The sequence below is a fragment of the Microcoleus sp. T3_A4 genome (genome assembly GCF_036700465.1).
Classification (GTDB): domain Bacteria; phylum Cyanobacteriota; class Cyanobacteriia; order Cyanobacteriales; family Microcoleaceae; genus Microcoleus.
This window is the reverse complement of sequence record NZ_JAUBOY010000040.1, coordinates 35,142-47,111: the sequence shown is the minus strand read 5'-3', so window position 1 is coordinate 47,111 and position 11,970 is coordinate 35,142. Positions and strand designations below refer to the sequence as shown.

The 11,970-nt window shown below is 45.9% G+C and carries 8 protein-coding genes; 4 read left to right on the top strand and 4 right to left on the bottom strand.

Features of this window, described 5'->3' with window-relative positions; all coding sequences use genetic code 11:
* Nucleotides 1-30: 30 nt before the first annotated feature.
* Both epsE and QUA07_RS21615 read left to right on the top strand, forming a co-directional pair.
* Nucleotides 31-1,275: an exopolysaccharide biosynthesis GT4 family glycosyltransferase EpsE gene (gene epsE / locus QUA07_RS21620; protein ID WP_333329040.1), complete on the top strand. Its 1,245-nt coding sequence runs from the start codon at nucleotides 31-33 to the stop codon at nucleotides 1,273-1,275.
* Between the two features lie 60 nt (nucleotides 1,276-1,335).
* Nucleotides 1,336-2,586: a glycosyltransferase family 4 protein gene (locus tag QUA07_RS21615; protein WP_333329037.1), complete on the top strand. Its 1,251-nt coding sequence runs from the start codon at nucleotides 1,336-1,338 to the stop codon at nucleotides 2,584-2,586.
* A 170-nt stretch (nucleotides 2,587-2,756) separates the two neighbouring features.
* On the opposite strand, the gene QUA07_RS21610 is transcribed toward QUA07_RS21615, so the two are convergent.
* The 3 genes from QUA07_RS21610 to QUA07_RS21600 form a co-directional block, all read right to left on the bottom strand.
* On the bottom strand, nucleotides 2,757-3,110 hold the full coding sequence (locus QUA07_RS21610) for a DUF1257 domain-containing protein (RefSeq protein ID WP_006635781.1): 354 nt from the start codon (nucleotides 3,108-3,110) through the stop codon (nucleotides 2,757-2,759).
* Between the two features lie 130 nt (nucleotides 3,111-3,240).
* On the bottom strand, nucleotides 3,241-4,761 hold the full coding sequence (gene ycf46 / locus QUA07_RS21605; protein ID WP_333209848.1) for a stress-responsive protein Ycf46: 1,521 nt from the start codon (nucleotides 4,759-4,761) through the stop codon (nucleotides 3,241-3,243).
* A gap of 107 nt (nucleotides 4,762-4,868) precedes the next feature.
* The gene (locus tag QUA07_RS21600; RefSeq protein ID WP_006635783.1) at nucleotides 4,869-5,219 is read right to left on the bottom strand and encodes a hypothetical protein; all 351 of its coding nucleotides are present in this window, start codon (nucleotides 5,217-5,219) and stop codon (nucleotides 4,869-4,871) included.
* Nucleotides 5,220-5,929: 710 nt separating this feature from the next.
* Here QUA07_RS21600 and QUA07_RS21595 point away from each other — a divergent pair.
* Complete coding sequence (locus tag QUA07_RS21595) at nucleotides 5,930-6,394, top strand: hypothetical protein (protein WP_333081970.1); 465 nt, start codon at nucleotides 5,930-5,932, stop codon at nucleotides 6,392-6,394.
* Between the two features lie 97 nt (nucleotides 6,395-6,491).
* Here QUA07_RS21595 and sds read toward each other — a convergent pair whose 3' ends face one another.
* Entirely contained in the window at nucleotides 6,492-7,463 is a 972-nt protein-coding gene (gene sds / locus QUA07_RS21590) for a solanesyl diphosphate synthase (RefSeq protein ID WP_333056988.1), read from the bottom strand.
* A gap of 1,962 nt (nucleotides 7,464-9,425) precedes the next feature.
* Between sds and QUA07_RS21585 the strand changes: the two genes are divergently transcribed.
* On the top strand, nucleotides 9,426-11,969 hold the full coding sequence (locus QUA07_RS21585; protein ID WP_333329034.1) for a CBS domain-containing protein: 2,544 nt from the start codon (nucleotides 9,426-9,428) through the stop codon (nucleotides 11,967-11,969).
* Nucleotide 11,970 lies beyond the last annotated feature (1 nt).

The following is an 11,970-nucleotide window of genomic DNA, read 5'->3' as shown; positions in this document are numbered from 1 at the left end:
TTGAACTAAAAATTAGAAAGTAGGTAAGAAATGAAGGCAAAAATCGGATACTTTATTCCCCAATTTCCCGGACAAACACACATCTTTTTGTGGCGGGAGCGACAATTTCTTGCAGAACTTGGAATTGAAACAGATTTAGTATCAACTCAACCGCCACCCAGAGCGATCGCTTCTCACGTATGGGCAGAAGAAGCTCAAAAAAATACTGTTTATCTATTTCCCTTTGCTGCGAAAGATTTTATTAACTCATTCCTAGAGGTTCTCAAAGCAGGTCCCGCTGCATGGTGGCAGTGCCTAGCAGTTATTGCCAAAGCGAGAGATACATCGTTATTTGAAAAAGTTAAACTCTTAGCACTGGTTTTGGTTGCTGGGAAACTAGCAGGGTTAACAAAAACAAAAGGTTGGTCTCACATCCACGTTCATTCCTGTGCCAATTCCGCCAATATAGCCTTATTTAACTCAATTATTACAGGCTGTACTTACAGTATAACTCTTCACGGGCCTACTCTAGAAGTGTACGGGTCAAATCAGGAACAAAAGTGGAAAAATGCTGCTTTTGCGATCGTCATATCTCAACTGCTTCTCAATGATGTCAAAAATAAATTAGCGAACTTTCTTCCCAAACAATTAGCTGTTGCTCCCATGGGAGTTAATATTGCAGAAATTAAACGCAGCAGCCCTTACAAGCCTTGGCAAGAAGGAAGTCCGTGCAATATTTTTGCTTGCGGCCGCCTCAACCCGGTGAAAGGTCATAAATACTTGATTGAGACTGTAGAATTGCTGCGAAATCGGGGATTTGACGTGAGGCTGCAAATTGCAGGCGAGGATGAACAAGGGGGCAGCGGATATCACCAAGAGCTACAAAAAATCATTGAAGATAAATCGATGTCCGAATGCGTGGAGCTACTTGGGGCTGTTTCGGAACAGCGAATTCGCCAAGGTCTAGAAGCAGCTCACATTTTCGCTTTGGCAAGTTTGAATGAAGGAGTTCCGGTTGCTGTGATGGAAGCAATGGCGATGGAAGTGCCGTCGGTTGTTACTAATGTAGGCGGAACTTCTGAGCTAGTAGATGACGGCGTGGATGCTGTATTAGTCCAATCAGAAAAACCTGAAGAAATGGCCGATTCGATCGTCAATATACTGCAAAATCCCGAACTTGCTTTGAGCCTCAGTCAGGAATCCCGGAAAAAAATCATGGCGAAATTTAGCCACGGCCGCAGTGCAGAAACTTTAGCTCAGTGTTTGGAAAAACTTGGAATAACTAACCCGTCTTAGTTATGCCAAAGAACAAATTTAATCTCAGATTACATAAATCCAGTTGAGTCCAAACAAGTTATGCGAATTTTAATTGTTGCTCAGAACGCTTCAACTAAATTCGGTGGCGAGTCATTGCTGCCGCTCAACTATTTCCGGATACTTCGATCGCGCCAAATAGAGACATGGTTAGTGGCGCACGCCCGCACCCAGGCAGAACTCACAGAGCTGTTTCCAGAAGACTGCGATCGAATGCACTTTGTACCGGACACTTGGCTGCACCGACTGCTTCACAATTGCGGGCGATTTATCCCTGAAAGAGTTAATGAGTTTACTTTTGGGCTGCTATCTCACCTGTACACCCAAGTGCTACAGCGTCGTATTGTCCGGTGGCTGGTGAGCAAACACCAGATTGATATTGTACACGAACCGACACCAGTCTCGGCAACAGTTCCTTCGTTGATGTTCGGGTTGGGAGTTCCGGTAGTTATCGGGCCGATGAACACGTCGGTTAAATTTCCTCTGGCTTTTCGATCGCGCCAAAGTCCTATCATTGATATTTTAATCGAGATCGGTTACCAGTGCGTCGATTTCTTCAATCGTCTTTTTCCCGGTAAAATCAAAGCGGAGACGCTCTTAGTGGCAAACGATCGGACGAAGCAGGCACTGGCATCTGGAGTGCAGGGTAAAGTTATTGAACTTGTGGAAAACGGCGTGGATTTCTCGGTGTGGCGATCGGACTCTAGCTTATCAAGAGCAGCGACCGGGCAGGTTCATTTTATATTTTTAGGCAGGCTGATCGGCTGGAAAGCTGTAGATTTACTGCTGGAAGCCTTCGCACCCGTCGTCGCTCAAACGGATGCAGTCTTGGAAATCATCGGTGATGGGCACATCCGAGGGGAACTCGAAGCTCAAACAGTTCGTTTAGGCATCGACAGCAACGTTGTATTTAGTCGCTGGCTGTCTCAGGAAGACTGCGCTCTCAAAATGCAACAAGCTGATGCAATGGTTTTTCCCAGTTTGCGGGAATGCGGGGGGGCAGTGGTGATGGAGGCAATGGCAGTGGGCTTGCCTGTCATAGCAACGAACTGGGGTGGCCCGGCAGATTATCTGAATTCCACTTGCGGTATTTTAGTAGAACCGACTTCTAAAGAAGGATTTGTCCAGGGACTGACAGATGCGATGCTCAAGCTGGCTCATTCACCAGAATTGCGGCAGAGTATGGGTTCTGCGGGACGGGAACGAGTTCGGCAGCATTTTGATTGGGAACGCAAAGTCGATCGAATACTTGAAATTTATCAACAAACGATCGACGATTGCCCCAAGCATTAGGTAGCCGACCATTAAAGCATAAAGCAGCAGCTTTCAACCTGAAAGCTGCTGCTTGGGGGTGCTAAAAAAGTATGTGGCGGCCTAAAGACCCCCCTCTACATCCTAGCGATCTAAAAACGGGTTAACCCGTTTGTTTGGTTAACCCGCGAGCTTGGAAATTTGCAGATCAATTAGTTTTGCACTACCAGCTTAACGTTGGCATTTTGCAAACCGCGCTGCTTGACTGCTGCCAAGGTCTTGTTAACTGCGTACTTCTGGTTGATGGAGTTGATTAACTCAGTTTGATTGTGCTTTTTGGCGACGCCCCAGAGGTCGGCAATCAGGTCAAAAGAACCATCGCTATTGCGAGACCAACCTAGGTCATATTCGCCTTCGAGAATCGCCACGATGTCGGAGCGAACGCGCTGACCGTTATAGCCACGAACATCAGCTTCTGACTTGACTGAAATGCCCAAGTCGCGCAGGGAAGCTTTCAGGATTTCGGCATCGGTGATTTTGGTACGCAGTGTGCTAAAGTGAGACATTGGATTTCCTCCTAATACAACTGAGAGAGAAACAACAACGGTCTGGATTTAACGGTGCCGCTGGGCGGCTCTTGAATCGAACTGCTAGCTGTTGCTAGCCTTTGCTCCTGTTTGGACCAGGAGAAAGCTTTTAGAATTCCATTCGCTGGTATTCAGCGACGGAAGACGCAGCGGGCCGTGCACGCTGTCTAGCCCAATCTCGAAGGGCGGTGACCTGTTCGGTCATTGTTTTAGACAGTGGCATTGTAGATTTAATGGCCGCGATGATGTCTAGCTGCGTAAACTCTCGATCTTGAGCGAAGGCTTCGTACATGGCGGCTACTAGCGCTTGCTCAATCTCTGCACCTGAAAAGCCCTCGGAAACATTAGAAAGTTGCTCTAAATCGAAGCGAGTAATTTCCCGACGGCGCTTTGACAGGTGAATCTTAAATATATCTTGGCGTTCTTCTTTGGTAGGCAGATCAACAAAGAAGAGTTCGTCAAATCGACCTTTCCTCAAGAATTCTCCCGGCAACCGCTCGATTCGGTTGGCTGTTGCCATTACGAAGACTGGGGAAGTCTTTTCTTGCATCCAAGTGAGGAATGAACCGAAAATCCGGCTGGAGGTGCCTCCGTCTGAGTCGGCCGAACCAGTGCCTCCTGCAAAGGCTTTGTCTAGTTCGTCGATGAATAGGAGGGCTGGAGAGATGGATTCTGCTGTTTTGAGGGCATTGCGGAGGTTGGCTTCCGAGCGACCCACCATCGAGCCGTCGTAGACTCTACCCATATCTAGCCTCAGCAGGGGCAGTCCCCAGAGGCGGGAGGTGGTCTTGGCAATCAGCGATTTTCCGCATCCCGGTACGCCGAGAATTAACATCCCTTTTGGTTGGGGCAGGCCGTATTCTCTCGCCCTTTCTGTAAAGGCGTTGGAACGCTGTCTCAGCCACCGCTTCAGCTCTTCTAAACCGCCGACTGCATCCAGGGTTTCGTCTTCTTCAATAAACTCTAGAATGCCGTTGCGCCGAATTAATTGCTTTTTCTCCGAAAGAACTATGTCTACTTCTTCTTCTGTGAGGCGCCCAGTCGAAACTTGGGCTTTGCGATAAACTTTTTCAGCTTCGTCCTTAGTCAATCCCAAGGCTGCTTTTAAAAGTTTTTCTCGCGCTTCTGTGGTAATGCGTCGCGATTGCGTTTGCTCCAACTGACCAGACAATACTTGGTTTAGTTCCTTCATGTCTGGCAACGCGAAGTCTAATACCACTACTTCCTTTTCTAGCTCGATCGGAATTTGCTGCAAAGGAGACATCAGTATAATTGTCTTTTGCGTTCCTTTGAAGTTGGCGATCGCATCGCGCAACCACCTCGTTACCGGAGGAGAATCTATAAAAGGATGCAAATCTTTGAAAATGTAGATGCTAGCGTTACTGTTGGGTTCTCGCTGCCTGATCACCCATTCAATGGCTGCCTCTGGCGAGACGGTGTTGTGTTGGGTGGTGGTGCGGGGTTGACCATACTCCACAATGCCGTGAGTTACAGTCCAGATAAATACTCGTCGCTGTGGTTTGGCTTGAGCTATTGTCGAAATTGCTTGCTCACACCGCTCTTCCTCGGATGTCACGAGGTAGATCAGAGGATATTGAGCTTGGATTAGAATACTGATCTCTTCTTGCATAGTCCTCGACCCACTAGAGACGGTGCTATCTTTGCTGAATCTCAATGCTGCCCTTAGCCCTCTTACTGAAAATTTCAGTTTTAGCTTTTTGGCGAAGCAAGGCATTCTTAGCAGGGAACCAATTCTTCCTCTCCCGGTTTGGCCGTGCTGGCACTGACGCCCGACACCTGCTTTACTGGAAGATCCTGTTCAGCCAATACGCTCGGCTGACTTGTTACGGATGCCAGTTCTCCATCTCGCATTACTACTGAACCCGTGCATTCTGGACAGTTGTATACCCGATGGGTTTGTCCGTAGGAGGCTTCTACTTCGTCAACCAGTTCGGGATTTCCTAGGTAGAAGACAATTGCCCTTTCTGCAATTGATGACATCGGTTCAGTTTCGACTGCGGCTCGGATTTTGAGCTGGCGATGCAGTTCTGGTGGAAGATACAATGTAACTTTTTGCTTTTCTTGCATATGACAGTGAATTGACTTACCCGGGTATGTATATCAGATTAGCCGCTTAATTCTTTGCTGTCAAGCCTCTATGCAGCTTTAGCGTCATCTTGTAATATTTCGTTACACTTGAGGTAAATCTGGGGCAGTTAACAACGAAAAAGTTAGGGCTGTAACTGATGAGTCCGAGGTGCAGCGGCAGGTATGGGTAGCGTCAAGGACGATCGACCAACTATAAATATGAACAATAGATATATAGGAGTGGGGCCAACAAATTCTTTGAGTCGCCATCTGGGGTAAGGTGCGCCATCAGCACCCAGCCCGCTCATGAGTGCGCCGTAAGCGCCGGGGGACTCAGTACACAACGAAGTTACTAACTTTGGGCGTTTTGATTTTGAAACCAAACTCCCCCAAGCAGTTTTTATTGCTTTAAGTTTGAAAAATCCGAACGTGAAATAGCAGTTTTCGGCTTTTGATCGGGCTCAGATTTAACACCCCTGGACAGCGCTAGCGCTCAGCACCCTATGGTTAGACTTTTTGGATGACATTGTGTAAGGTGTTAGCCACTTAATTTTTTGGCCCAAATGCTCGCTACAAGGACTCTAGGCTGCAAAATCTTCAATTTAGAGGGGTGTCAGCTTATCTTTAATAGGGCAGTGCTGGGTAATATATACTTGGATGCGGACCTGCTAACCTGAAATTTTTAATTTTAGATATCAAAGAACTGACTGATGGATTTAGACCAACAGATTCAAGCATTAATCGAAAAAGCTCCGCCCGACGGTTCGACGCCACAAATCTTAAAGGCGATCGCCCCGGCCCTGGTGTTAATTGCCCAACAGCTACAGCACCTCGAATACTCGATCCTGCAAGCGGTAGACCAAAGTTGGGCGATCGTGGTTTTGAGCAATCTCAAGCAACCGGGACGGGAGAAGAAGGTGATTTATGCTTGGACAAGTATTAAAGATGCGTCGCAGGCTGCGGCTGCTGGGGGCGATCGCCTCAGACCGGTGCTTTTGCCTGTTACTCACCTTTTATTTCAGATGATAGCTCTGGAAGGTCTTGACAGCATTGTTTTTTTTGAAAGTCCCGGAAATCAGGAAGTCGGGACGGAAATCCCTCGCGAGCAAGTACAGAGTTTAATTAACGTTTACTTGCAACAGTATCGATCGGCTCCACCGCCAGATATTGCCTAAACAATTCAATTTTCTATTAATTGGTAACAGGGCATTAGGCATTGGGCATTCCCCATTACCAATTCCCCATTACCAATAAAATGTAACTTTTTAACCTCTAATAAAGTCTACTCAAAACGTATTCAGCCAAATCAATCAAAGCTTGACGGGACTCGGAATGGGGCAGCGCAGCTAAGTATTCGACGGCTTTCTGTGCGTGGTTTGTGGCTAGTTCTCGGGATCTCTCTATGCCTCTAGAATCTTCTACCAGTGCCAGGGCCTGCTCTAGATCTCCTTCTTGGGCAAATTCGCGTTCTATGAGAACTTCCAAGTAAGGTTTTTCTTCTAGGGCAAATAGTGCGGGTGCTGTCAGATTACCGCTTCTGAGATCCGAGCCTGCCGGTTTCCCCAAAGTTTCCGTTGAAGCGGTGAAATCTAATATATCATCTACTATTTGGAATGCCAAACCAATGTTCCGACCGTAGTTGTACAAATCGTCTGCTATTTCCGCTGAAACCTCGCTCAAACAGCCCGCTGCTTTGGAACTGTTGGCAATTAAAGACGCTGTTTTGTAATAACTTTTTTCGAGGTACGCTTCGATCGACAAGCTGGTGTCAAATCCATTGAGTCCCTGTTGAATTTCCCCCTCAGCTAAATCCATAATCACTTCTGAAAGCAGTTTGACTACTGGCAGGTTGTCGAGATTTGCCAAATGCCAGGAAGATTGAGCAAACAGAAAGTCTCCCGCCAATACTGCCACTCGGTTGTTAAACCGACTGTGAACCGTCGGCACTCCCCGCCGCAGATCCGACTCGTCCACCACGTCGTCGTGGACTAGACTAGCTGTGTGGATCATTTCCGTAATTTCAGCGAGGCGGCGGTGTTTTTCCGTGATTTCCCGATCGGGCATAGTCGCCTTGGCCATCAACAGAACGATCGCGGGTCTCACTCGTTTTCCCTTTGTGCCGAATAAGTATTCTGCAGCCGCGTACAAGATGGGATGACGGGCACCCACTAACTGTTTTAAGTTTTCTGTCAACAGTCGCAGGTCTTCTTCAACCGAGGAAAATAGGAGAGTGCTAGAGATCATGGATACGCCGACTCAAGCGGTAAAGTAACAAAATTTTACATATCATATCTTTATTTTAAGGTAATTCTCTGCAATAGAAAAGAAAAATCTAGGCGATCGGCAGTTATTTGTCATCTGCCGCCCGATGGGAGTCACCCGACTGCCATCGGCGAGTTGCCGACTCTCAGAGGGGTTGCCCCTATTGTATCGAATTGTTAAGGACACTGCCAAAAAATCTCTAAATCCCAAAAACCCTGTGTTATTATGGGTATTAAGGATTTAAACAATTCTATACATTAAGTACAGCCAGACTGGCAGGTAGCTTTTAGGTGCCTGTAAAAGTTTCGTAGAGCCAGCCTTGTTAGTCGATCGCAGCCAAAATTTCTGGGACAGATTTTTAGTTCCTCGCGGCTAAAAGTTATCAGAAGTTAAGAGTAGCGCATCTTATGTGCACGGTAGCTCAAAGCAGCTAAAGTGGATGGTTTTAGGCTGTTTAAGCATCTGTAAAGCAGTAAATCATTATTGATGACCGGGAACGCCTAAATGTTCCCGCAGGCTTGATATGGAAAAACAGCCTTCAGAACCAAGGCATGGTCTTGCGTGCTGACTTAATGTAGTAGGTCTTGAACTTGTCCTGCTCCTCCTCGTCCTTGACTTTTGGTTCTAATTATGATTTATCGCGATATTCCTCTAATTATTCCCATTCTGGCCGCCGGCTATGTAATGACTATTTATGTAGTGCTGATGTTGGCCGAACGCAGCGCTAAAATAACTCGATTGGGCGAGTAGTGCACTGCTGGGCAGCCGAAGTCGGCAGCAGCGTCCTCGCTTCACCCTTGAGAATTCGGAATACTCAATAATAACCCTGCCTTGAATGCTTGCGCGCAAAGGCAGGGTTATTATTTATAATTGCGGGCACCGTGATTTTTTTGGCTGCTAGTTACTGCAACACATAGCTAAAGTTATCGATGTTCAATGCCAACAGCCTCTGAGGCAGGATATGCTACTTAGTAGCAGCTTGTATCGCTCACAGCAAGTTTCATCTCAGGGAAAGTCGCCCAATGTTCCTAGAAAGCTATTAAAGTGTTCTCCAAAACGCTGAGTTTGAAGTTGTCGGTTATTGTGCCAAAACTCGCAATATTCCTATTTTTCAGGACAATAACTTACAAAAATAAAACGCGAAATTTCTGAATCGAGCATCCTGCTTGCTCAACATAAGGAATCCATAAATTTGCACTGCAATCACATATTTCATCAAAGGGTGCTTAACTTGCTGAGTCAGTCAGATAGTCTCTGCCATTTATTCACAGCTTGCCAAGAAGAGCATCTGGTACACAGAGAGCCACAAAAGTAATTTTTAGTTTCAAAAATATTCTCGATGTAACTGTATGGTAGAAAAGTAATTGCCATTATTAATGACCCATTGAAACTCGATTAAATTTTGATTAAAAAACTACAACACCGAGTAGAAATTGTCAGAGAATCTCAAGCTACACTGCCTAAATTGTTGTGTAATCCAGACGAACTCAAACAAGTTTCCCTAAATAGGATGCACAATGGTTTACAAGCGATAGAGAATTGCGGAGTTTTAAAAGTAAAGGTCAGAGCAGAAAATCCTAGCCTGCTCGTCAGTGGCAACTGAATTACCTGGGAATTTTACCACGAATATGTAATCCGTTCTTTACCACAAAACCCGCCGACGAAGGCAGCGGGTGGGGACGGGAGATTATTAAAAAAAGTGTGGAAAAACATTCGGGTAACATAGAAGTAACATCAGTTATCGGTCAAAGGACGTGTATGGTGTCAATTCCGATCGCCGCTTAGCGCGATCGCACTAAAAATTATACCAATGCGCGACTAAAAATGCACCTCTAGACCGATGTCAAACCAGGATTGCGGTTAGCCTACCGCGACTTTAAAATCGGAAATCTAAAATGGTATGAAGTGCCGGTTCGGCCTGCATCTATCCCCCTTGATTTGCCCATGTCAACAACAGTTTCTGATACCCAAAGCTTGCTAGAACAGGCGATCGACCCCAAACCGCCGGTGCTGCCTCCAGACACACCCTTGAAAGTCGCCATTGCTGCCATGACTGAGGCGAGTGCCAGTTGTATTTTAATCGCGTTTGAGCAGCAATTGCTCGGAATTTTTACAGAACGCGATGTTGTGAAAATAACTGCTAGCGGTATTTCGCTAGCAGGGGTAGCAATTTCTGAGGTGATGACTGAAAACCCGCTCGCCATTTCCGTCGATAAAGCGGGGAATATCTTCAAGGTATTGAGCATATTGCGATCGAAAAGAATCCGTCATTTACCCCTCCTAGACGAAGGTGGGAACTTACTAGGCGCTATCACCTGCGAAAGCATCCGTAAAATCCTCAAACCGGCAGACTTGCTGAAAATGTGGCGTGCCGAAGAAATTATGACTAGACAATTAATAGTTACCTCAAGCAGCGCCTCAGTTTTAGAAGTCGCAAAACAGATGAGAACCCAGCGAAAAAGCTGCATAGTCATTTGCACTGACAGCGACAACAAAAATCAGAAACCTGTGGGCATAATTACAGAACGCGACATTGTTAAATTCCAAGCTTCTGGACTAGATTTCGCAGGTACTCCCGTCACCGCCGCGATGAGTTTTCCGCTGATACCGTTGCAGGTAAAAGCCACCTTGTGGCAGGCTCACCAGTTAATGCAGCAGCACCGCATCCGGCGCTTGGTGGTGGTGGACGAGGAAGGATATTTAGCTGGAATTGTGACTGAAATTAGCCTGCTGCAGGCCTTAGATCCGGTAGAAATGCACGCAAATGTCGAGCTTTTGCAGGAAACAGTTGCCGACAAAATTCAGGAGTTGAACAAAATGAACGAAGAATTGCAAAAAGAAGCGTTGCGAAGAACAGAAATAGAAGAAAAATTGCGAATATTAAACGATAATTTGGAAGAACAAATCAAACAGCGAACTTTAGAATTAATTAATGCCAACAGTCAGTTAAAAAAGGAAATACAAGACCGCACTACCGCTGAAGCTGAAGTTCGCCGCCTGAACACCGAACTCGAACAGCGAGTTCTAGACCGCACGGTTCAACTAGCAGCCAGTAACGAAGAATTGCAGCAACAAATTAGTGGTAGAAAATTGCTAGAAGAAAAATTGCACTTTTCTGAAAGGAAAGTGCGCGCCGTTTTTGAAGCGATGACCGACATCGTTCTCGTGCTAGACATTCAGCGGAACATAGAAGTTTTGCCAACGAATGTGGCAGCGGCTTCTGAGCCAGATTGTGATATAGTCAGCTTGACCATAGAACATTTTTTTGACGACGACAACCCGGATGATTGGTGGGTGTTAGTTCAGCAAGTGTTAGAAACACAACAAACTCTCAATTTTGACTACAGCTTAACAGTTTGTGACCGCAAAATTTGGTTTTCCGCCTGCATTTCTCTGTTCTCAAAAGATGCAGTCATTTGGGTGGCCCGCAACATCAACGCCCGCAAAATAGCCGAGTCAGCGCTGTGCAAAAAAAATGCAGAGTTATCTCATACCTTAGAAGAACTGAAGCGGACTCAAAAAGAACTCATTCAATCAGAAAAAATGGCAGCCCTCGGACAGTTAATTGCCGGAGTTGCTCATGAAATAAATTCTCCTTTAGGGGCGATTCGCTCTTCTGTGCAGAACATCGCCGACTTCTGGACGGAACAATTGCAGCAGTTGCCGATATTTTTTCAACAACTATCCCCGGAACGGCGGCAGGATTTCTTGGCTTTGCTACACAAGTCCAGCCAAGAGACAGATACATTATCTAGTAAAGAAAAACGTCAGTTAAAAAAACTTTTGCAGGGGCAATTAGAATCAGAAAAGATTGACGACGCTGCCAGTCTTGCCTGTACTTTATTAGATATCGGCATCGGCAATAATGTAGAACCTTTTTTACCTTTGTTGAAAGACAGCCAAAGTCGAAATATTGTACAAACCGCCTACCAATTTGCTACGGTACAAAAAAGCACTAAAAATATTGCTACCGCCACGGATAGGGCCGCCAAAATCGTTTTTGCTTTGAAAAGCTACTCTCGTTACGACCAGTCGGGTACCAAAGTAATCGCTAATATCACCGACGGTATTGATACTGTTTTAACGCTTTACCACTACCAAATCAAACACGGTGTGGAAGTAGTCAGAAACTATGGTACTAATTTGCCCTCTGTGCTATGCTATCCTGATGAACTCAGTCAAGTTTGGACAAATTTAGTTCACAATGCTTTACAAGCGATGGGCAATAAAGGCGTGTTAAAAATTGATGTCAAACACCAAGCGAACGCAATATCAGTCAGTATTACCGACAGTGGTCCCGGCATTCCTCCAGAGATTATGCCGAGAATTTTTGAGCCGTTTTTCACAACTAAACCTCCAGGGGAAGGTAGCGGTTTGGGATTAGATATAGTTCAAAAAATTCTAGAAAAACACCAAGGTGAACTGCAAGTAGAAAGCGTGCCTGGTCAAACAAAATTTACTATATTCTTGCCCGTCGGAATCCCTTGAT